This window comes from Deefgea salmonis, assembly GCF_020531905.1.
Lineage (GTDB): Bacteria > Pseudomonadota > Gammaproteobacteria > Burkholderiales > Chitinibacteraceae > Deefgea > Deefgea salmonis.
The window spans coordinates 183,646-205,102 of the sequence record NZ_JAJAWG010000001.1 but is presented as its reverse complement, the minus strand read 5'-3'; the positions used below and the strand labels follow the sequence as shown (position 1 = coordinate 205,102).

Genomic DNA, 21,457 nt, shown 5'->3' with positions numbered 1-21,457 from the left:
TGGTTTCACACTGAAGAGCGGCGCGCATTATGCGCTAAGGCCTTGCTCGCTAAAATACATATTTGTTTAAAGTGCGTGTAATGAAATTCATTCACCGTGCCCTCTAAACCTGAATCGGCATAAATCAAACCCACCGGCTGCGTACCGACAAAAATCGACATCGCACAAAAGCTTTTCGCGCCAATTTGCTCGACCAACTCAGACGGCAAATGCGGCGCAAACTGGGCGTAATTATCTGCATTGAGCCAAAAGCTCTGCGGCTTTTGTAATAATTTGGTAAAAACATGCTGTTTTTCTAAAGCAATACGCAAAGTATGCAAAGGATCCGTTGGCGCAACCCCTTGTACATAGCGCGCGCGCAATGCGTTCTCGGCGGCCATCAATAAAGTAAATGCAATCCGCTGCAGGCCTAAGCCATCGGCCAAAGCCCGTACCGCCAAAGCCATCACTTGATTGGTCGGCACGCCTTGCACGGCGGCCAAATGCAAAGCTTGCATCCTTTCGGCCAGAATGTCTTTGCTTGGCAGCGCGGCGGCACTCACCACCGCTTTTGCCGTATTTACTGGCGCAGGCCAATCCCCTGGCAGCATCACTAAATATCGAGCCGGCGAATATAACTGCTGACTTTTACCCTCTTTGCGCGCAAAAGCCAGCAACTGCGCTGTTAGCACATGCCAAACTTGTTCCAAAGAAAAATTTAATACCCCTGCGATGGTGACTAAACGCTGCTGAATCTCATCTTGCCACCAGCCGCGCTCGAGCTGTCGAGACAACGGCACTACGGCATGCTGCAACACACTGCGCGTCGCCGGTTCAGCGTCAACACGGATCAAATCAAGAATCGGCGGCGGCATTTGCCACAACTGCAATAAAGACAACACATCGAAACAAGCCGCGGGTGCTTGTTCATCCAGATGCGGCGCAATCAAGGCTAGGGATTCGCATAAATTGGCTAATATAGCGGCAGCTTGAATTTCACCGAGTTTGGCATCAAAGCGTTTATTGGCAAACACCGTCGCCAAACGCCGCGCCAAACGCGCTTCAAAAATCCGTTTTAATAGTTGACCATATTCGGCCTGATGCGCGGGCAGCATCACAGCCTCTACCGTTTGCGCGCGAGAAAACCGGTCTAAAAATGGCGTTACCCCAATCAGCAAAATCGCAGCTTCAATTGCTACCACATCCGCTGACATCGTGCTTTTTTGCCGTTGATTCATCATCCGGAGCACTTGCGCAGTCAGCAAAGGATCACGCGCGACGATTTCAGCGACCTCGCTCGGCCGGATCAAATCCGCGCGACGGATCATTCCCATGAGTTGATTGCGTGATTCTTGCAAAATAGGAATGGCGCGCCGTTCCCAAAATTGCAGCCACGCAGGACTTGCAGATTTTACATTCGCCATAGGAAAAGCTTACCGTCTTTCCAATCATTTAAATCGATCACTTGATCCGCAGGAATTTCTGGAACCACAAAAGTATTGCTAATAAACAAAGTGCCGGGGCGCATTTGCTGTACGGCTTGCTGCCATAAATCAGGCATCGCCGCTGAGGACAAAAAAGCATAGACACACTCAAAAGCGCCTAAGTCGACATTTTTGTAATCCACATTGAGCCATGCAACCTTGGCAGGCAACCGTATTTTTCCCAACAGCCAAGGCCCTTTTGCATACTCCACACCACTTAAGTTTAAATCGGCTCGATGCTGGGCCAAATAATGCAAAACAGTGCCAGTACCTGCGCCAATATCTAAGAAATTGGCCTGCTCTGGCACGATACCCTGCAACTGCTGCAAAGCGGCGCGGTTACTTAAATACAAAGGCACGCGTGAAATCATCACTCGGCCAAAAATAAACCAGCACAACAACAAGGCCAGCAAATACCAATACGATTGAATGTCAAATTGAGAACAAACAATCAACAGCGGTAAAAAGCATAAATGCATCCATTTCCACCAGAAACGGTCATGCAAGACATACGCAGCGATAAACGCCGTCAATGGAATAACCATCGTCGCGGCCAAAGGACTAAAAAAATGGCTGAGCGGGAAAAGTAATAGCAAAGAGACTAATGTAATTAGCAAAAAAATAGCACTTTGTGGCCAAGTTCTGACTGACATACTACTGCGTAGGTTTTTTTATTGGATTGATAAAGCCTTCTTTCACCGCTGCAGCAGGCTCAGCAGCATCTTCATTTTGCCCTGCCTGACGACGAATATCGGTTTCCGCATCGCGATTGAGTACCACGATACTAATTCGACGGTTGACTGGGTTATAGACATTGCCTTTATCCAGTGGAATGACATCGCCAAACCCATTCACTCGCAACACCTTTTCTGGATCTAAGCCACCAAGAATCAATTCGCGACGCGATGAATTTGCCCGCTCTGACGACAATTCCCAATTGGTAAACCCTGCAGCCCCGCCCGCAAATTGCGTACCGTCGGTGTGACCGGCTAAAGAAACCGTATTGGGCACTTCATTGAGTAATTGCGCGATTTCTTGCAAAACACCATGCGCATACTCTTCAAGCTCAGAGCTACCCGATTTAAACATCGGTCGATTTTGTTCATCAACAATCTGAATACGTAAGCCTTCGGCAACCATATCCAATTTAATCTGATTTTTATACTGACCTAGATTGGTGTTTTGTTTCATTTTGTCGTTCATTAAAGCTTCAAATCTTTGCTTTAATTCACTGAGTCTTTTTTTATCTTTTGCCGCTTCGGTTTGCGTCGGTGGGGCACCTTTATTCACTTGCCCCGCTTGCTTGGTAATGTCATTGCCACCGCCTTGAATCAAAGAGTCGGCATCACCCGATCCAGAGCCACCCGCATTGGCGACTTTTAACGGGTTATTAAAATAATCAGAAATGCCTTTTAAATTACCTTTAGAGACCGAGCCCAATAACCACATCAATAAAAAAAACGCCATCATTGCCGTCACAAAGTCAGCATAGGCAATTTTCCATGCTCCACCATGATGGCCGCCGCCACCTTTTTTAATTTTCTTTACAACAATCGGGCGCTGAGAATCATCGCTCATTATTTATCAACCCTGAAGGACTGCGTTATTTAGATTTGGCGTTTTTTACAAATTCTTCTAACTCTTTAAACGAAGGACGCTCAGTTGAATCTAATACTTTACGCCCAAATTCAACGGCAACTTGCGGAGCATAACCATTCAAACTCGCAATTAATGTCACTTTAATGGTTAAGAACACTTGATGACCTTCAGCCATTTTGGTTTCTAATACATTGGCTAATGGCCCAACAAAACCATAAGCCAACCAAATCCCCATAAAGGTACCCACCAATGCCGCACCAATTAATTTACCTAATTCAGACGGCGGCAAATGCAAAGAACCCATTACATGCACCACCCCCATCACCGCAGCAACAATACCAAATGCAGGCAAACCATCGCCCAATTTAGCCATCATGCCTGCGGCCACATGGGCCTCGTTATGATGCGCTTCGATTTCAATATCCATTAAATTTTCGATTTCAAACGCATTTAAATTCCCGCCTACCATTAAGCGCAAATAGTCACAGATAAAATCGGTAACATGATGATCGTGGGCAATTTTTGGATATTTAGAAAAAATAGGACTGGCGTGTGGATCTTCAACATCGCCTTCAATCGACATCAAGCCTTCTTTGCGTACTTTGGCGAGTAATTCAAAAAGACAAGCAAATAAATCCATATAAAATGCTTTATTAAATGGCGAGCCTTTGAAAATCGTCGGCAGGGCTTTAGTAAATAATTTCAGTCCTTTCGCGCTTGACCCCGCAATCATGCCGCCAATTGCACCACCGAAAATAATAATAATTTCCGAGGGCTGCCAAAATACTGCCAAATGACCACCATGCCAGACATATGCTCCCAAAATACAGACGCACATAAAAATGTAGCCAATAATGACAAACATAAGCCAGCTTCCTAGTTAGCGGTCACAATAAATTACTTCAATACATCATAGAAGTTACAGCAGATCACGACAACGTTTAAAATAGCTGACGTTGCGCGTATGCAGCTCGAACGGGGGCAAATGAACTACGGTGTTCAGAAATAGGGCCAAATTGAGCCAGTGCCGCCAAATGTTTTGCCGTTCCGTAGCCCTTATGCTGAGCAAAACCGTATTGCGGATACAGCAAATCCAAAGCATACGCTTCGGCATCTCGGCTCACTTTTGCCAAAATTGAAGCAGCGGAGATACACGCTTCAGTTGCATCACCTTTAATAATCGCCCGACTAGGCAGCATGAAAATAGGGGATCGATTACCATCGACCAAGACTTCACTGGGCGTAATAGACAAAGCACTCACTGCACGCTGCATCGCTAGCATAGTGGCTTGTAAAATATTAATATCATCCACCTCAGCCGCAGTTGCACTGGCCACCGCCCAAGCAATGGCTTGCTCCTTAATGCAAATAGCTAAACGATCACGCTGCTTTTCTGATAGTTTTTTTGAATCAGTCAGGCCTTTAATCGTATGCTCAGTGGGCAGTATGACGGCACCTGCAAAGACCGACCCCACCAATGGGCCCCGCCCAGCCTCATCCACACCGCAAATCAGCATACTAATACACTTTTAGGTAATAACAGCGCCACAGCTGCCGCAGCCCGAACCGCAGCGTTGCATTGCAAGGTTTGGTGCTGCTGAGTAAATACATCAGCCAACTCACAGGATAAGGTTTTATCCAGTAGATAATTATTTAATGCCTGCGCTAAATTATCGGGCTCAGCTTCATCTTGCAAAAACTCAGGGACAATAAAACGACCCGCAATAATATTGGGTAAGCTGACATAGGGCAATAAGAACTTTCTTTTGACTATTTTATAAGTCAAAGGGCTGATTTTATATGCAACCACCACTGGCTTTTTAGCCAGCATAGCCTCCAATGCCGCCGTGCCTGATGCCAATAAAATAGCATCCGATGCAATCATCGCTTCATGCGAATGACCAAACATCAAACGCCAATCAAGTAACTGTGCATTTTGTAGCCAAATTTCACTTTCAAATATTTGCCGCGTTTCGCGCGTAATAAAAGGCACTAAAAAAACCATGTCGGTTTGCATTTCAGACAATCGCAATGCGGTTTTTACAAAAATCGCCGCCATCACTTTCACTTCGCGCTGGCGACTACCCGGCAAAACTGCGATTACTTTTTTAGTTGATCCAATATTTAATATTTCACGCATTTTAATTTGTTCATCGACTAAAGGCATTAAATCTGCCAAAGGATGACCAACATAAGTAGCAGGAATATTGGCTTGCTGATAAATCGTTTTTTCAAATGGCAAAATAAGCAGCATATGCGATACCGCTTTGCCAATTGCTTTAATGCGCTCTGGACGCCAAGCCCATACCGAAGGGCTCACATAATGAACGGTTGGAATACCACAGCGTTTTACTTTACGCGCCAATCCAATATTAAAATCAGGCGCATCGATTGTAATTAACAAATCAGGCCGTTCATTTTTAATCGAACGGACTAAGCGGCGTCTCAATTTCAGCAGGTTTGGTAAATGCCGAATCACCTCAACAATCCCACCCACAGACAATGTTTCCATTGGTTCTATCGTTTTGGCACCGGCAGCCAACATTTTAGGACCCGCAACGCCAGAAAATTGTGCCGTTGGAAAAAGATGAAGTAATGCTTGAATTAAAGCCGCGCCCAATAAGTCACCAGAAGCTTCTCCAGCAACAATTGCAATACGCGGCCCTTTTGTGGCGGTAAACAGTTGATCGTTCATAAGTATTAACGAACAATCCCACGTTTGGCTTGATCAAAGAAATCGACAAAACAATCTAAAGCCGGTTCATTTTTTGCCATTTCACGAATTTGAATGATTGCATCGCTATAAGCAATGCCTTCACGATACAAAATTTTATACGCTTTTTTTACCGCCAAAATCGCTTCAGGATTAAACCCTCGACGTTTTAAACCTTCAATATTAATACTACGAGCACTGGCCCGATTGCCTTCACACATCACAAAAGGCGGTAAATCTTGCACAATAATAGAGCCACCACCTGCCATCGCATGCGCACCAATGACACAGAATTGATGAACCGCGGTTAATCCACCCAAAATAACAAAATCACCGATAGAAACATGACCTGCCAAGGTTGCATTATTGGCCAAAATCACGTTATTGCCCACAATACAATCATGCGCAATATGCGCATAAGCCATAACCCAATTGTCATTACCAACAATGGTATGACCACGATCTTGCGATGTTCCCACTGAAATCGTCACATTTTGAAAAAATGTATTGCGATCCCCTATCGTTAATTGGGTGGGCTCGCCGTTATATTTTTTATCTTGTGGCACACAGCCAACAGAGCAAAAAGAATGAAATAGATTATTTTCACCAATTTGAGTGTGACCTTCAATCACGCAATGCGCTTCAACTACAGTGCCTGCAGACAATTTAACATTGGGCCCAATAATAGAATATGGACCAATCATCACGTCATCAGCTAGAACAGCATTTGAATCGACCAGCGCAGTAGGATGAATTCTTGGCATATATTTCTTAAGTATTAGGTGTAACTTCGCGCTGAGCGCACATTAAATCAGCTTCACAAGCTAATTCATCGCCAACATAGGCTTTAGCAACGTACTTCCAAATGCCACGTTTACTGGCCACAATTTCAGCTTTTAAAATCAGTTGATCGCCAGGAACCACTTGACGCTTAAAACGCGCATTATCAATGCCAGCGTAAAACAAAATCGTATCTTCTGACGGGGCTGGTTCAATGCTTTTAAACGTTAAAATACCTGCGGCTTGTGCTAGTGCTTCTAAAATTAACACACCCGGCATTACTGGATATTTAGGAAAATGACCTTGAAAAAATGGCTCATTCATTGATACATTTTTCAATGCAACAACCGATTTTCCTTTTTCTAATTCCAAAACACGATCCACTAATAAAAATGGGTAGCGATGTGGCAAATGCTTCATGATGCCAACAATATCAATAGGTTCCATGTGTTTCTCCTTACTGCTCAGATTCATTCACTAAGCATTGTTTCTCGATTTTTTTAACACGCTTAGTCATTTCATCTAAACGCCGAAACTGCAATACATTCCTCGCCCATGATGCATAGGGCATTACGGGCACGCCACTGGCATAAACCCCCGCTTCAGTTAATGAAGACGGTACGCCATTACCCGCTAATAAAGTAATCCGATCCGCAATATTAATATGACCGGCAATCAACACGCCACCACCAATTAAGCAATTAGCGCCAATGTTTGTTGAGCCGGCAATGCCAGTGCATGCAGCAATGGCGGTATGCGCACCGATGGTGACGTTATGCGCCACTTGGATTTGGTTATCTAAACGCACACCATCCGCGATCACGGTATTGTCCAAAGCCCCACGATCTATCGTCGTATTTGCACCAATTTCTACGTGCGAGCCAATCTGAACTTTACCAATTTGAGGTATTTTTTCCCAGCCCTGTCCTGCCCAAGCATTGCCAAAGCCATCAGAACCAATCACTGCACCACTGTGAATCTCAACGTAATCGGCAATTTCGGTATCGGCATAAACCACAACGCGCGCATGCAATAAGCAATGCGAGCCAATTTTAACATTTGGACCAATGACCGATCCGGCTTGAATAATCGTATTACCACCAATACAGGCCCCCGATTCAATCACCACCAAAGGACCAATTTCAGCGCTTGGCTCAATCAAGACATCATCCGCAATCACAGCAGAAGGATGAATTTTCCCATTAGATTTGGGGGCAGGATGCAATAAAGACAAAGCTCGAGCAATAAATAACTGCGGGTCTTTAATAATAATTTGTGAGCACTGCAATTGAGGTTCGAATTTCTTCAGCACTAAAGCTGAAGCTTGACACGTTTGCGCTTGCTTTAAAAATTTATTCCCTAAACAAAACGACAAACAACCTTTAGCTGCCGAATCTAACGATGAAATAGCGGAAATTTCTACATCATCGCCATGTAACTCACCACCCAAAGCATTAATTAATACAGATAATTTATACAATTTAATTGTTTCAACCACGATTATTTATCTACCAACAATTTCAAGACTTTATCAGTAACATCAATTTTTGGATTACGATAAACCGCATCTTGAACCACCAAATCAAGTTTTTCACCTTCGGCGACCGTACGAATCGCTAAATTAACGCGTTCTTGTAAACCCGCTAATTCTTCATTACGGCGAGCATTTAAATCCTCATTGATTTCACGCTGCATACGCTGAAAATCTTGATTCAACTTAATCAATTCACGCTCTTTAATACGACGATCACTTTCTGGAATATTATTTTTATCCAAAATCTGTTGCAATGATTTGCCTTGAGCAGAGACTCTTTGCATTTCAGCGCGTCGCGGCTCAAATTCTTTTTCTAGTTTTTTTGCAGCGCGAACTGCTGGTGATGCTTCGCGTAGAATTCGTTGCGTATCAACAAATCCTATTTTGGTATCAGCAAAAACACTTGCTGCAGCGAACAACAAAAATATTGGCCATAATTTTATTAACTTCATGGTTATCATCTCTTTAAAATAGCTGGCCAATTTGGAACTGAATAGATTCAGTTTTTGCGGTCGCTGATGGATTAATCGGATGTGCATAAATGAGTTTCAGTGGGCCAATTGGCGAAATCCAAGTAAAGCCAACACCAACTGAATGTTGAATTGAGCTAAAAGTAATGTCTTGATCATAACCCCAAACATTACCGGCATCATAAAAAGCACTCAAACGCATTGATTTATCATCTTTCATCCCAGGAACAGGTGCAAAGATTTCAAAATTATTTACAAAACGCGTCGAGCCACCCATGCTGTTATCAGTATTATCAATCGGCCCTAAACTACCTGATTTATAACCACGTACCGAGTTAACACCACCGGCATAAAAGTTTTTATAAAATGGATATTCACTCGAGCCACCATAAGAACCACCGTAACCCATTTCCATATTCCACATAAATGTAAATGGTTTTTTCGTGGGCAATGAGTAAAAATACTGGCTCTGTAAGTTTAATTTATAGTAATTAATATCTGAAGGTGGAATACCTAACTCAGCAGAGCTTTTAAATAAGAAGCCTTTGGTTGGGAAAACCGCAGAATCACGAGAATCGGTAGCCCAATTCGCATTTAAAGAATAAATCGCGGCGCTTTTACCGTATTCTTTAATATAGTCAAGTACATAGTCAGGCGACTCTTCAGTAACTTGAAAATTCATAATCTCAGCATTAATACCCAGACCAATCGAATTATATTCAGTCGTTGGCATCCCAAAATTAAAGCCAACCCCTTTAGATTCAGTTCGATATTGTCCTAAGTCCATTACACCTGGATCGGTATCACGCAAATAAGCCGTCCACCCAAAAGAAACACCATCCGGTGTGGCGTAGGGATTATTCATCCCAAATGCCAATACTTTAGAAGCTTGACTGGTATTGACTTCAGCAGAGAATCGTTTACCAGTGCCCAAGAAGTTAGCCTGAGAAACAGAAGCCTGAAATAACGCCCCTTCGCCCTGCCCGTAACCAACACCAAAATTCAAATTACCGGTTTTCTTCTCAACCACATTAATATTCATATCCACCAAGTCCGAACTTTCCGGTACGACGGGGGTATCAATATTCACTTCGCTAAAGAAATCGAGCTGTTGCAAACGCTCTTTGGTTCGCTTGATGTCGGCCAAATTATATTCAGCAGACTCCATTTGGCGTACTTCACGGCGCAGCACTTCGTCTTTGGTTAAATTATTCCCATAAATATTAACGCGTCGAACCGATGTTTTCTTGCCTGGATCAACAAAGAAAGTAAATGCAACTGTTTTTTTCGTTTCATCGATCGTTGGTACGGCATTTACATTCGGAAATGCATGTCCTTCTTTACCAAGGCGATCAGAAATTGCTGCCGTTGTTTTATTAATGGTGTCGCGAGAAAAGATTTCACCGGTTTCTGCCGCAACTAAAGCTTTTAATTCTGCCTCTGGCAAATCAAAATTACCGGCAAAACTAATATCACCCGTACGATATAAATCACCTTCACGCAAATTAATCGTTAAAAACACATCCGCTTTATCTTCAGACAAAGCCACCTGTGTTGATTCAATCGCAAAATTTAAATAGCCGTTATCCAGATAGAGTGACTTGATCGCCTCTAAATCAGCACCAAATTTTGGTTTTGAATATTGATCGGTTTTGGTATACCACGTCATCCATGTTGGCGTAGTCAGTGACATTTGGCTAATTAAATCATCTTGCGAGTAAACTTTATTGCCGACAAAATTAATTGATTTAATTTTAGCAACATCACCTTCGGAAATATCAACTTGCACCCCGACACGATTACGATCTAATTTTGTCACCGTGGTTTTCACATCGACCGAGTAACGGCCTCGGGCATAATACTGCTGCTTTAATTCATTGACCGCAGCATCTAACACCTCTTGCTGAAAAATCCGTCCTTCGGCCAGATTTTGGCCTTTAAATGCCGCTTTTACTTGTTCTTTTTCTAAGAGCTTGGCGCCATTGACATTAATTTGTGCCACTGTCGGGCGCTCTTCAACCGTAATGACGATTACATTTTTATCGACTTCGATACGAACATCATCAAAAAAACCAGTGGCAAATAAAGCGCGAATGGCTTCACTGGCCTGAGTTTCATCAAATTTATCACCCACTTTAACCGTGAGGTAATTAAATACAGTCCCAGGGTCGGTTCTTTGTAAACCTTCAACTCGGATATCCTGAACTGTAATAGGGCTAAAAGCTTGAGCAGCAAGGCTGATGCTGGCAAACGCCGCTGCGACCAGCACGTACATAGGTTTAAATTTCATCGGTCGATTCGTCAACAGGTTAGAGATTAGCCTAAGCCAAACAAGAAGCGTTGAGCGTCATTAAATAACGCCAACGCCATTAACATGAGCAATAAGAAAATGCCAATTTTTTGCAAAATCACCGTAAGCCAAACAGCAATAGTGCGCCCAGTGAGCAATTCGTAGCCATGATACAGCAAATGACCGCCATCCAAAATCGGTACTGGCATCAAATTAAGAACGCCCAAGCTGACACTGATTAAGGCCAAACACTGCAGATAAGCCACCCAGCCCATTGCCGCACTCTGACCAGCAAATTCAGCGATCCCCAATGGGCCACTAATTTGTTTCGGCGAAATGGCACCGACTAGCATTTTGCCAAACATTTTCACCGTCAAAATCGACAAATCATAGGTTTTTTCAACCCCTGCCAACAAGGCTTGCACTGGCGACAATCGAATGGTTTGCTGCATGCTTTGATACCAAGCGGCATCATTGGTGGGACTGACGCCGATTCGCCCAATTTTTTTTCCGTCTTTATCAACAACATCCGGTGTGATGGTTAAGTTCTTTGTTTGTGTGCCACGCCGAATTTGCAACTCAAACGGCTGGCTTGGATTTTGCGCAATATAGCGCTGAAATTCTAACCATGAGCTCAATGGCTGCTGATTGAGCATCAACACCATATCCCCCACCTGAAGGCCAGCACGCGCTGCCGCGCTTTTTTCCTGCACATAGGCAATTTGATTGGTCGTGGCATACGGCGACACACCCAAACGACTTAAAATATGCTGATCAAAATCTTCACTACTTAATGAGCGCAAATCCAAAGTCATCGATCGTTCGCCCTGTGGCGTGTCGACATCCAGTTTAAGTTCACTCTGGCTAGCGGCACCAAATACACTCACCTGCGCCTGATCCCAGCTTTGCACCGCATCACCGTTAACCCGCTGTAGCACATCACCGGCGCGTAAACCCGCTTTCGCGGCAATGCTCTCTATGGCTACAGTGCCGACCATTGGCTTTAATGTCACGACACCGTAAGCATAAAGTCCGGCATAAATTAGCGAGGCCAATAATAAATTGGCAAAAGGGCCAGCAAAGGCGATGGCCATTTTTTTTGCTGGATGCTGGGTATTAAATGCAAATTGACGTAGCTCTGGCGCAACCTCACCTTCGGACTCATCAAGCATTTTGACATAGCCACCCAAGGGAATTAACGCGATTTGCCAAGTGGTTAGACCACGCTTCCACTGATAAATTGGCCGACCAAATCCAATGGAAAAAGTCAATACCCCTACCCCGCATCGCCTTGCAGCCCAGTAGTGACCGAACTCGTGGATAAATACCAGTAGACCAATCGCAACAATAAATGCAAATAAAGTTAGCATGCACGGCCCATCTGTAAGACCACTTCTTGCGCAACACAACGCGACTGAGCATCAACATCAAGTAATTCTTCAATATTACCGGCCGGCCGCTGCGCCAATTGGCTCAGTGTGCTTTCAATCACATGTGGAATTTGGGTGAATAAAATCGTCGACTCTAAAAAGGCCGCCACCGCAATCTCATTAGCAGCATTGAGCACAGCAGGCGCAGCACCACCGGTTTTAAGCGCCTCATAAGCCAAATTTAGACAAGGAAAACGCGCAAAGTCCGGCGCAGAAAAATCCAAACGGCCGACTGAAAACAAATCTAAAGCCTTCACACCCGCAGCAATACGCTCGGGATAAGCCAAGCCATAAGCAATTGGCGTGCGCATATCGGGCGAACCCAATTGCGCCATCACCGATCCATCGCGGTATTGCACCATGGAATGGACCACACTTTGTGGATGAACCACCACTTCGATTTGTTCTGCTGGGGCATTAAATAACCAGCGCGCCTCAATCACTTCGAGGCCTTTATTCATCATGCTGGCCGAATCAACTGAAATTTTGCGCCCCATGGACCAATTTGGGTGTTTGACCGCTTCTGCGGCGGTAATTTGCGAAAAGGTATCGAGCTCACGAGTCCGAAACGGGCCACCGGATGCAGTCAGCAGAATTTTTTCAATCCCTGCGTCTGCCAAGGTATAGGCATAAGGATTTTCTCGATAAAAAGGAGGGAGCGATTGAAAAATCGCATTGTGCTCACTGTCAATCGGCAACAACACGCTGCCGGAGCGTGCCGCGGCGTCCATAAATAACTGACCCGCTAAAACCAAGGTTTCTTTATTGGCCAGCAAGACCCGCTTGCCTGCTTGTGCCGCAGCCAGCGTTGCCGACATGCCCGCCGCGCCAACAATGGCCGCCATCACGGTTGTGACTTCGTTTGCGGTTGAAATTTGCACCAACGCCTGAGGACCATAACTGACTTCAGTGCTTAAACCACGCGCAATTAAACCCTTTTTTAAGCGTTCGGCACTGGGCTCATCCAGCACAACTGCATGCAAGGGACGATGTGTTTCACACGCAGCAAGTAACTTATCAATTTGCGTCGCTGCGCTCAGCGCAAAAACACGATAACGCTCAGGATGACGGCCAATGACGTCCAATGTGCTGCTACCGATACTGCCAGTCGCTCCGAGAATAGTGACAATTTGTTGCTGCATGTTTATCCAATCGCTTTTTTACAAAGGCATAAGGTGGAGTAAGTAAATCGCCGCAGAAATGGGTAAGATCGCCAATAAACTATCTACACGATCCAAAATGCCGCCATGTCCTGGCAATAAATGACTGCTGTCTTTTATGCCGCGCTGCCGCTTTAATAGTGACTCAAGCAAATCCCCCATCACGCTCGCAGCAGTCAGAACCAGTGCAAAAATAGCCCACACAAACATTTGTGCAGTTTGGCTTTGCAAAACAACAAAACTTGGCAGCAATAAGAATGGCTTGGGTATTAACAGGCAATAGCATACAACAGCTAGTGCGCCGCCATATACCCCCTCCCAACTTTTACCAGGGCTAATATTGGGCGCCAACTTTTTTTTGCCGAATTTCTTACCAGAAAAATACGCGAATGAATCTGCAACCCAGGCAATCGCCATTACGCACAGCAATGGCCAGCCATTGCCCCGCAAGACAACCATAGAAAGCCCAGCCGGGATCAGTAATGCCCAGCCGCTAAAGGCATTTAGGTTACCAACTGGATTTAAAGGCCATTTAAATTTCAGCCAAAATGGCACTAAAAACAGCCAAAAAAGCATGGATGCTAACAACAAACCATAAATAAAATGAATCGGCGCAAAACGCACGCAGAGCAAAAACAAAACCGACGTCAACAAGGGATAACATGAAGCGAAACGACCGTGCATGCCGACTAGGTTTTTCCATTCCCAAGCGGCCAAACCCATTAGGAGGGCGCAAAACACAGTCCAAGCCATTGGTGGCAATAAAAACAGCGCTGCTAAAACCAGCGGCAACAACAGTAACGTAGTTAAAACACGGGTTTTCAGCATATATAATTATTTATTTTGATTCATCAAGTTGTTCACTGATACGCCCAAAGCGTCGTTCTCGCCCTTGATACCATGCAATGGCATCTAGCAAAGGCTCACGACCAAAGTCGGGCCAAGGCAAATCAGTAAAATAAAGTTCGGTGTAGGCCAATTGCCACAGCAAGAAATTACTTATTCTTTGCTCACCACCAGTACGGATAAATAGGTCAGGATCAGGCGCGTAAGCCATCGCCAGATAAGGCTTCAAGTCTTCTTCGCAAAACGTGCAAGCTCGCTCAGGATGCTCAGTCAGCAAGCGGTGCGTTGCTTGCAGTACATCCCAATGCCCACCGTAGTCAGCCGCAATGGTCAGCATTAAACCATCATTGCCTGCCGTTTTAGCTTCTGCATTTTCAATCATCTTTAATAATTCAGCCGAAAAATGACTGCGATTACCAATGATTTTTAATTGAATATTGTTGCGATACATTCGCTCAATTTCAGTTTGCAAGACTTGCAAAAACAGCCCCATCAAAAACGTGACTTCTTCCTCAGGGCGACGCCAGTTCTCGCTTGAAAAAGCAAAAACCGTCAGGCATTGCACGCCCAACTCTTTGCAAGTGCTAATCACCTCACGCAAAGAATCAACCCCTTTTTTATGGCCATACACACGGGGCATCAAACGCTGTTTAGCCCAGCGCCCGTTACCATCCATAATGACCGCAATATGTTGAGGAATTTTACCCGCTAAAACCTTGGGTTCTTCGCGTTCGCGAGAGAATAAAGCCACGTTTCTTACCGCCTAATCAAATCGACTTTTATACCGTCAAAAGTTCTTTTTCTTTATCTGCAAGCTGCTTATCGAGCTCTGCAATATATTTGTCAGTCAGTTTTTGTACATCATCCTGACCGCGGCGCTCGTCATCTTCAGAAATGTCTTTATCTTTGAGTGCGCGCTTCATTTGATCATTGGCGTCGCGGCGTACATTACGCATTGCAACCCGTGCCTCTTCGGTTTCGTTGCGCACGACTTTAATTAAATCTTTACGACGCTCTTCAGTCAGCATCGGCATCGGCACGCGAATCAAATCACCTTGAGAGGCTGGGTTTAAGCCCAAATCACAATCACGAATGGCCTTTTCAACCTTAGCCACCATCGGTTTTTCCCACGGCTGCACACCAATCGTACGAGAATCAATCAGTGTCACATTTGCAACCTGACTCACTGGCACCATACTGCCCCAGTAATCCACTTGTACATGATCTAGCAAGCCCGTATGAGCACGCCCAGTACGAACCTTAGCCAAGTCCGTGCGTAGTTTTTCAGCCGTTTTTTGCATTTTGGCTTCGGTGGTTTTCTTTAGATCTGCAATCATCATTTACCTCTTGCTGCAATAAAAAACAGGCGGAACATCGCTCCGCCCGTCGCCCTGCGAATCAATACGCTTAGCAGTGTACCAGCGTACCCTCATCTTCCCCAAGTACCATACGCTTTAATGCGCCGGCTTTAAAGATGCTTAATACGCAAATATTCATTTTTTGATCGCGGCACAAAGCAAATGCCGTCGCATCCATGACCTTTAAATTACGACCAATGACTTCATCAAACGTCACGGTTTGATAACGAACGGCATCCGGATTCTTTTTAGGATCATCGGTATAAACGCCATCCACTTTGGTCGCCTTGATGACGATATCCGCCCCCATTTCCATACCGCGCAACGCAGCTGCAGTATCGGTAGTAAAAAATGGATTACCCGTACCGGCGCCAAAAATAACGACTTTATTTTCTTCTAGATATTGAATAGCCTTACCGCGAACATACGGCTCAGCAACCTGAGCAATAGTCAGCGCGGATTGAACACGTGAAATAATGCCGGCACGTTTCATCGCATCTTGCAATGCCAATGCATTCATGACGGTGGCCAGCATCCCCATGTAATCAGCAGTAGCGCGATCCATGCCCGATGCTGCAGGCGCAACGCCGCGAAAAATATTACCACCACCGATGACGATGGCCACTTGAACGCCCAAATCAACAACGCTTTTCACTTCCTGCACAATCCGGTCGATCGTCGCTCGGTTAATGCCGTAGCTATCATCACCCATTAAGGCTTCACCGGAGAGCTTCAACAAAATGCGTTTGTATTTTGTGGTTTGACTCATGTATTTATCCTTTTACAGTGCGTGGTCGTGGTCGTACAAACGCCGCACGTCACCGTGCGGCGTCATTTCAAAGCCTAAGACTAGACTTAAAGCTGTGCAGCTGCTGCAACTTCAGCAGCGTAATCTACCACTTTTTTCTCAATGCCTTCACCAACAACAAACATAGTGAAGCCAGCTACTGTGGCTGATTTAGATTTCAGCAATTGCTCAATGGTTTGTTTGCCATCATCGGCTTTAATAAACACTTGGTTGACTAAAGTAATGTCTTTCAAGAATTTGTTCACAGTACCATCAGCAATCTTAGTGAGCATTTCTTCTGGCTTGTTATCGGCTTTCGCACGTTCGATCGCAACACGGCGTTCAGTTTCGATCAACTCAGGATCAACACCGCTCGCATCCAACGCTTTTGGTTTTGCCGCTGCGATATGCATCGCGATGTCTTTACCCAAAGCTTCGTCGCCACCGATCAAGTTCACCAACACACCGATTTTTGCGCCGTGCAAGTACGTTGACAACTCACCTTCAGTTTCGTAGCGCGCAAAACGACGCACAGTCATGTTTTCGCCTAGTTTAGCGATCAATGCTTTACGTGCTTCTTCAACGGTTTCGCCTGTTGCCAATTGAACGGCAGACAAAGTTTCAACATCAGCGGCATTTGATTCTGCGGCAGCTTGAGCAATGGCTTTCGCAAAGGCAACAAAACCATCGTCTTTCGCAACAAAGTCAGTTTCGCAGTTAACTTCAACCACCGCGCCTACTTTTTTGTCTGCAGAGATGAACGATGTGATAACACCTTCAGCAGCAGTGCGGCCAGCCATTTTTGAGGCTTTATTCCCTGACTTAATACGCAATAGTTCTTCTGCTTTTTTGATGTCGCCCTCAACTTCAACCAAAGCTTTCTTACATTCCATCATGCCAAGGCCGGTTAATTCACGTAGCTCAGCAACCATTTTTGCAGTAATAGACATTATGTATTCTCCTGAATAGGGATTTCAGTTTATTCGGTAAACATTACAAAAAAGGGGCAGACGCCCCTTTTTCTTGGTTTCAGCGATGAGTGACTTACTCAGCAGCTGCTTCGGCAACCGCAGCAGCCAAAGCTTGTGTTGCTTGGTTACGACCTTCAAGTACTGCATCAGCAGCAGCACGAGCGTACAAACGAATTGCACGTGAAGAATCATCGTTACCAGGAATCACAAAGTCAATACCTTCTGGGCTGTTGTTGGTATCAACAACACCAATTACAGGGATACCCAATTTAATGGCTTCAACAATCGCGCCTTTTTGATAGCCAGTGTCGATCACGAAAATCGCATCAGGCAAACCGCCCATCTCTTTAATACCGCCTAATGAGCGCTCTAGTTTTTCAACATCACGTTTCATCATCAACAATTCTTTCTTGCCGTAGCCACTGCCTTCAGCATTTTCCAGAACCGCTTTCATTTCAGTCAGGCGTTTGATTGATTGCTTAACTGTTTTAAAGTTAGTCAACATACCACCCAACCAGCGGTGATCAACGAAAGGAGCGCCAGCACGAGCTGCTTCTTCAGCGATGATTTCGCGAGCAGCACGTTTTGTACCAACAAACATTACATTGCCTTTGTTTGCAGACAATTGACGGATGTATTTCATCGCGTCTTCAAACAATGGCAGTGTTTTTTCTAAGTTGATAATGTGAATCTTGTTGCGTGCACCGAAGATGTACTTACCCATTTTTGGGTTCCAGTAACGAGTTTGGTGACCGAAATGGACACCGGCTTCGAGCATATCGCGCATACTTACAGACATTTAATTCTCCAATGTGTCTTAGGGTTAGGTCTTCCATTCGCACGGGACACTTCAAACCATTTGAAGCGCACCCTTGACAGGGCGAACGGGATTTTAGCTGTGTTTACGATGACAATTCTAAAACAACACAAACATAGCAAGCCAAAGATTATATAGGAAATCCAAGGTTGACTCAAGGCGAACATTCAATTGCCGCACACAAAGAATCTAAATGCGCCTGCGCCTGCTTTTGCAATGCAATATCGCCGTTTTCCTTGCCTATCCGTAATAGCAATCGGTAATCATCCAGCAACCAGATAGGTTCAGCACTTTGACGATCTAAATCAATCGCTTGCAGCAACTGATGCTCAGCATCACGCCAGCGCCCCTGCAGCAAGGCCACCTCCGCCAATAAGCGCCGCGAAAATGCGCGCTCAGTAGGGCTCTCTTTTGCTAAATCAAGCGCTTGCGCGGCAAACTGCGCCGCAGCAGACGTATCACCTCGCGCAAGTGCAAGCTGTGCCGCTAAATTGTCCATCTGCACCGCTAGAAAACACGGTGCAGTGCAATTTAAGCGCGCCTGAGCCAATAACTGCTCAGCACGAGGTAAATCTTGCCGCCAGACCAGTTGCGCCAACTGTAAAGCAGCCTGCGCTTGCTGATCAGGTAAAAAACCGTTTTCTTGGAGCATCGGCATCAAAATCTGCTCAGCCTGAACACCGCGCCCCACGCGCTGATTCACCTGCGCCAAACCCAATCGCGCCATACCCTGCCCACGCCAATCATCGATGGCTTGATATCCGCGCAACGCTTTTCGCCACTCATCCCCAGCACTTTCAATACGCCCATCCTGTATCGACTGCAAAGCCATACGATGCGAGCGCTCAGCGGCTATACGTGCCGGTGAAGTCACGACAGGGACTGTACCGCAAGCGGTAAGCGCCATGCAAAACAAAAACATCCAAACTCGATTCATCGCCGACTCTCCGGCGCAGGCGCTTGCAACGGTACAGGCTTCAACATGGTATTAACCGGCCAACTTTGATTGATCGCTTCCAGAGTTTGCCGACCACCATACAGCAGCTCATCGGAATGACGCACCAACCCAGGCAAGCCAGGCGCAGATAATTCAATCGCCTGTCGCATCACAGCCGCAGTCGCACTCGCATCTTTGGCTGCCGCATCAACACTAACCACAATCGACGCCGCTCCAATCAGCACGGGCGACAATTTCGTATTTAACTCTGCGGCCACCCCATCCACCCGCGTCAACAAGCGATCCGCACTATTTAAGGTGCTGCGCGCCTCAACATCTACCACGCCATCAACCCGAGTCAATAATTGATCGAGTCGTTTGCGCGTTTCACGCATTTCGACACTCAGCTGCCGCACATTGGCCAGCGCCAAACGAATATCGCCCTTAGGGTCATTCAGGTAATCAAAGGTTTGCTGCATCGAGTCAATCATTGGCAAAGTTCGGTTACTCAAATTTTGTGCAATATCCGCAATTCCGAGCGCCGGCGCAAACACCAATACCCCGCCCTCAACCAAACGCGGGGCGGCCGCCGAACCGCCCGCAATCTCAATATAATGATCCCCAATCAAGCCTTCTTGCTGCAAAATCGCAATCGAATCGGCCTTCACCCATTGCATATATTGCTGCTCAATCAATAAAGTCACATCGACCTTCGCCTGCGCATTCAAGCTCACTTTATCGGTCACCCCAATGCGAAAACCAGACAAACGCACCTGCATACCCGGCGTCAAACCACTGCCATTTTCAGCGACAAAATGGACTTTTTCCTTACTACTAAAAAAACCTTGCCGCTGCCCCAAAACCACCAACAGCACGGCAAAAGCAATAAACACCCACGTCGCCAACAGCAATACACGCCAAGTTAGCCAACGAAATCGAGGGTCATCATCTTTTAATAACTGCACTTTATTCTTCATTATCCCGACTCTTTACCAAGGTAACGCTTTCAAACCCCGCAGGCGCGCTCTGCGTTGAGACCACCAGTAACACCCGAGGCAAGGGCAGTTGCAAAAAAATCTTCACTAAAGGCCAGTCAGCGCAATGTGGATCATGCCACCACGCCCACCATTCAGCCTCAACCAGCCAAATTGGCGCACCCTGCAAAGCCAAGCGTAGTAAAGCCACCAACCTACGTTGCATCACATCCAATCGATCAGGCAGCATCGCCAGCATGGCCGACTGCGCGGCAACATCTAACTCTGCCCGCTGCAAAATGGCCTGCAACGCCAATTCGGCGTCCGTCAAATCGCCCGCACCATGATACCAACACGGCAAAACGATATTTTCCCACACCCGCAAATTATTAATTAAAACCGGCCTCGCCTCCAAAACCCCACAAGCACTCAACACCGAACGATTCAAATCTGCCGTGATACGATCAATCGCCAAGGAAAAATCGTCACGCTCAGCCAATGTCAGCCAGAAACGCCCTGATGCAAGGCTTAAATCAACGCTTAAAACTGCTTGCGTCATAACACCAACGCCCAACAAAAATCCAATACAAACAAAGCCAACAACCCCCGTAGCACCGCCCGCGATGCGGCTTTGGGAATTTCAGACACCTGCAGCGGCACCGAAAACCCAGCATAAATCGACACCACACCGGCCACCAAACCAAAACTAGCCGCTTTGAATAAGCAAATCAGCACCTCATGCCAGCGCAGCATGCGCTCCAAAGCAAAAATCTGGTAACTGGCATCCCAACCCGTCGCAAATAATACGCCACCCAACACCGACGTGAGCGCCATCACCCCCGCCAAAACCACCGCCGCCAGCGTCATACCCAACACTCGCGGCAGCAATAAATAAGATTCAATCGAAATCCCCATGCGCCGCAATGCGGCAACCTCACCCGAAATTCGCATCGAAGCCAGCTCAATCGCCATCGCCGAAGCCGAGCGCGCCACCATCATCAAGCACGCCAATAGGGGCGACAACTCAACAAAACTCAAAGAACCCAAAAGCCGCAACGCCGCATCGCGACTTTGCCCATATTCTTCATGCAACTGCACCACCACCGTGGCACCCAAAGCAAAACCCGTAATCGCCACCAACCAGACCGCCTCATTGGCAGTAAAATAAATCTGTTTTAACAACACCCGCCGCACTGGCGCGCGCGCCAAAGCACGAAAATGGCTTAAAAAACGCCTCAAGATGATCAGCAACGTGCCTTCCTTTTTTGCATGATCCATGCACCATCAGAAAATTGAATCGCAATTGTAAACAATTTCATCCTCTGACT

At 45.9% G+C, this 21,457-nt stretch carries 23 protein-coding genes; all 23 read right to left on the bottom strand.

Annotated elements, in window-relative coordinates:
* Positions 1-5: 5 nt before the first annotated feature.
* Positions 6-1,403 carry a hypothetical protein gene (locus LG219_RS00885; RefSeq protein WP_226762667.1) on the bottom strand — a complete coding sequence of 466 codons (1,398 nt, stop codon included), beginning with the start codon at positions 1,401-1,403 and terminating at the stop codon, positions 6-8.
* A complete protein-coding gene (locus tag LG219_RS00880) occupies positions 1,391-2,080 on the bottom strand; it encodes a class I SAM-dependent methyltransferase (RefSeq protein ID WP_226762666.1) in 690 nt (229 codons plus the stop codon). Before LG219_RS00880 ends, LG219_RS00885 begins: the two co-directional genes overlap by 13 nt.
* A gap of 37 nt (positions 2,081-2,117) precedes the next feature.
* A complete protein-coding gene (motB, locus tag LG219_RS00875; RefSeq protein ID WP_226762665.1) occupies positions 2,118-3,041 on the bottom strand; it encodes a flagellar motor protein MotB in 924 nt (307 codons plus the stop codon).
* A gap of 25 nt (positions 3,042-3,066) precedes the next feature.
* On the bottom strand, positions 3,067-3,927 hold the full coding sequence (motA, locus tag LG219_RS00870) for a flagellar motor stator protein MotA (protein WP_226762664.1): 861 nt from the start codon (positions 3,925-3,927) through the stop codon (positions 3,067-3,069).
* A 76-nt stretch (positions 3,928-4,003) separates the two neighbouring features.
* Positions 4,004-4,579: a ribonuclease HII gene (gene rnhB, locus LG219_RS00865; RefSeq protein ID WP_226762663.1), complete on the bottom strand. Its 576-nt coding sequence runs from the start codon at positions 4,577-4,579 to the stop codon at positions 4,004-4,006.
* Positions 4,573-5,757: a lipid-A-disaccharide synthase gene (lpxB, locus tag LG219_RS00860; protein WP_226762662.1), complete on the bottom strand. Its 1,185-nt coding sequence runs from the start codon at positions 5,755-5,757 to the stop codon at positions 4,573-4,575. The genes rnhB and lpxB overlap by 7 nt, the downstream gene beginning before the upstream one ends.
* 5 nt (positions 5,758-5,762) lie before the next feature.
* A complete protein-coding gene (gene lpxA, locus LG219_RS00855) occupies positions 5,763-6,539 on the bottom strand; it encodes an acyl-ACP--UDP-N-acetylglucosamine O-acyltransferase (protein ID WP_226762661.1) in 777 nt (258 codons plus the stop codon).
* 7 nt (positions 6,540-6,546) lie between these two features.
* Positions 6,547-7,029, bottom strand: a complete 483-nt coding sequence (gene fabZ / locus LG219_RS00850; protein ID WP_226762660.1) for a 3-hydroxyacyl-ACP dehydratase FabZ — start codon at positions 7,027-7,029, stop codon at positions 6,547-6,549.
* The gene (lpxD, locus tag LG219_RS00845) at positions 7,013-8,035 is read right to left on the bottom strand and encodes a UDP-3-O-(3-hydroxymyristoyl)glucosamine N-acyltransferase (protein WP_226762659.1); all 1,023 of its coding nucleotides are present in this window, start codon (positions 8,033-8,035) and stop codon (positions 7,013-7,015) included. Before lpxD ends, fabZ begins: the two co-directional genes overlap by 17 nt.
* A gap of 20 nt (positions 8,036-8,055) precedes the next feature.
* Positions 8,056-8,541: an OmpH/Skp family outer membrane protein gene (locus tag LG219_RS00840; protein ID WP_226762658.1), complete on the bottom strand. Its 486-nt coding sequence runs from the start codon at positions 8,539-8,541 to the stop codon at positions 8,056-8,058.
* Positions 8,542-8,554: 13 nt separating this feature from the next.
* Positions 8,555-10,849 (bottom strand): outer membrane protein assembly factor BamA, encoded by a 2,295-nt coding sequence (gene bamA / locus LG219_RS00835; protein WP_226762657.1) that lies wholly within the window; start codon positions 10,847-10,849, stop codon positions 8,555-8,557.
* 26 nt (positions 10,850-10,875) lie between these two features.
* A complete protein-coding gene (gene rseP / locus LG219_RS00830) occupies positions 10,876-12,219 on the bottom strand; it encodes an RIP metalloprotease RseP (RefSeq protein WP_226762656.1) in 1,344 nt (447 codons plus the stop codon).
* A complete protein-coding gene (gene ispC, locus LG219_RS00825; RefSeq protein ID WP_226762655.1) occupies positions 12,213-13,421 on the bottom strand; it encodes a 1-deoxy-D-xylulose-5-phosphate reductoisomerase in 1,209 nt (402 codons plus the stop codon). The genes rseP and ispC overlap by 7 nt, the downstream gene beginning before the upstream one ends.
* An 18-nt stretch (positions 13,422-13,439) precedes the next feature.
* A complete protein-coding gene (locus LG219_RS00820; protein WP_226762654.1) occupies positions 13,440-14,267 on the bottom strand; it encodes a phosphatidate cytidylyltransferase in 828 nt (275 codons plus the stop codon).
* Positions 14,268-14,277: 10 nt separating this feature from the next.
* Positions 14,278-15,036, bottom strand: a complete 759-nt coding sequence (gene uppS / locus LG219_RS00815; RefSeq protein ID WP_226762653.1) for a polyprenyl diphosphate synthase — start codon at positions 15,034-15,036, stop codon at positions 14,278-14,280.
* Positions 15,037-15,064: 28 nt separating this feature from the next.
* Positions 15,065-15,622: a ribosome recycling factor gene (gene frr, locus LG219_RS00810; protein ID WP_226763189.1), complete on the bottom strand. Its 558-nt coding sequence runs from the start codon at positions 15,620-15,622 to the stop codon at positions 15,065-15,067.
* Between the two features lie 70 nt (positions 15,623-15,692).
* Positions 15,693-16,412 carry a UMP kinase gene (gene pyrH, locus LG219_RS00805; protein WP_173534352.1) on the bottom strand — a complete coding sequence of 240 codons (720 nt, stop codon included), beginning with the start codon at positions 16,410-16,412 and terminating at the stop codon, positions 15,693-15,695.
* 86 nt (positions 16,413-16,498) lie between these two features.
* Positions 16,499-17,383, bottom strand: coding sequence for a translation elongation factor Ts (gene tsf, locus LG219_RS00800; protein WP_226763188.1), 885 nt, complete (start codon positions 17,381-17,383; stop codon positions 16,499-16,501).
* 91 nt (positions 17,384-17,474) lie between these two features.
* Positions 17,475-18,200 carry a 30S ribosomal protein S2 gene (gene rpsB, locus LG219_RS00795; protein WP_226762652.1) on the bottom strand — a complete coding sequence of 242 codons (726 nt, stop codon included), beginning with the start codon at positions 18,198-18,200 and terminating at the stop codon, positions 17,475-17,477.
* 172 nt (positions 18,201-18,372) lie between these two features.
* On the bottom strand, positions 18,373-19,155 hold the full coding sequence (locus LG219_RS00790) for a hypothetical protein (RefSeq protein WP_226762651.1): 783 nt from the start codon (positions 19,153-19,155) through the stop codon (positions 18,373-18,375).
* A complete protein-coding gene (locus LG219_RS00785) occupies positions 19,152-20,132 on the bottom strand; it encodes an MlaD family protein (protein WP_226762650.1) in 981 nt (326 codons plus the stop codon). The genes LG219_RS00790 and LG219_RS00785 overlap by 4 nt, the downstream gene beginning before the upstream one ends.
* A complete protein-coding gene (locus tag LG219_RS00780; protein WP_226762649.1) occupies positions 20,122-20,688 on the bottom strand; it encodes a hypothetical protein in 567 nt (188 codons plus the stop codon). Before LG219_RS00780 ends, LG219_RS00785 begins: the two co-directional genes overlap by 11 nt.
* Complete coding sequence (locus LG219_RS00775; RefSeq protein WP_226762648.1) at positions 20,685-21,380, bottom strand: ABC transporter permease; 696 nt, start codon at positions 21,378-21,380, stop codon at positions 20,685-20,687. Before LG219_RS00775 ends, LG219_RS00780 begins: the two co-directional genes overlap by 4 nt.
* Positions 21,381-21,457 lie beyond the last annotated feature (77 nt).

Bases quoted from the DNA above. Each gene is read 5' to 3' on its own strand.
- motA (WP_226762664.1), bottom strand. From the start codon at position 3,927: ATGTTTGTCATTATTGGCTACATTTTTATGTGCGTCTGTATTTTGGGA.
- frr (WP_226763189.1), bottom strand. From the start codon at position 15,622: ATGATTGCAGATCTAAAGAAAACCACCGAAGCCAAAATGCAAAAAACG.
- LG219_RS00885 (WP_226762667.1), bottom strand. From the start codon at position 1,403: ATGGCGAATGTAAAATCTGCAAGTCCTGCGTGGCTGCAATTTTGGGAA.
- LG219_RS00780 (WP_226762649.1), bottom strand. From the start codon at position 20,688: ATGACGCAAGCAGTTTTAAGCGTTGATTTAAGCCTTGCATCAGGGCGT.
- bamA (WP_226762657.1), bottom strand. From the start codon at position 10,849: ATGAAATTTAAACCTATGTACGTGCTGGTCGCAGCGGCGTTTGCCAGC.
- LG219_RS00785 (WP_226762650.1), bottom strand. From the start codon at position 20,132: ATGAAGAATAAAGTGCAGTTATTAAAAGATGATGACCCTCGATTTCGT.
- motB (WP_226762665.1), bottom strand. From the start codon at position 3,041: ATGAGCGATGATTCTCAGCGCCCGATTGTTGTAAAGAAAATTAAAAAA.
- rnhB (WP_226762663.1), bottom strand. From the start codon at position 4,579: ATGCTGATTTGCGGTGTGGATGAGGCTGGGCGGGGCCCATTGGTGGGG.
- pyrH (WP_173534352.1), bottom strand. From the start codon at position 16,412: ATGAGTCAAACCACAAAATACAAACGCATTTTGTTGAAGCTCTCCGGT.
- LG219_RS00820 (WP_226762654.1), bottom strand. From the start codon at position 14,267: ATGCTGAAAACCCGTGTTTTAACTACGTTACTGTTGTTGCCGCTGGTT.
- rseP (WP_226762656.1), bottom strand. From the start codon at position 12,219: ATGCTAACTTTATTTGCATTTATTGTTGCGATTGGTCTACTGGTATTT.
- lpxA (WP_226762661.1), bottom strand. From the start codon at position 6,539: ATGCCAAGAATTCATCCTACTGCGCTGGTCGATTCAAATGCTGTTCTA.
- ispC (WP_226762655.1), bottom strand. From the start codon at position 13,421: ATGCAGCAACAAATTGTCACTATTCTCGGAGCGACTGGCAGTATCGGT.
- lpxB (WP_226762662.1), bottom strand. From the start codon at position 5,757: ATGAACGATCAACTGTTTACCGCCACAAAAGGGCCGCGTATTGCAATT.
- LG219_RS00840 (WP_226762658.1), bottom strand. From the start codon at position 8,541: ATGAAGTTAATAAAATTATGGCCAATATTTTTGTTGTTCGCTGCAGCA.
- fabZ (WP_226762660.1), bottom strand. From the start codon at position 7,029: ATGAATCTGAGCAGTAAGGAGAAACACATGGAACCTATTGATATTGTT.
- LG219_RS00790 (WP_226762651.1), bottom strand. From the start codon at position 19,155: ATGAATCGAGTTTGGATGTTTTTGTTTTGCATGGCGCTTACCGCTTGC.
- rpsB (WP_226762652.1), bottom strand. From the start codon at position 18,200: ATGTCTGTAAGTATGCGCGATATGCTCGAAGCCGGTGTCCATTTCGGT.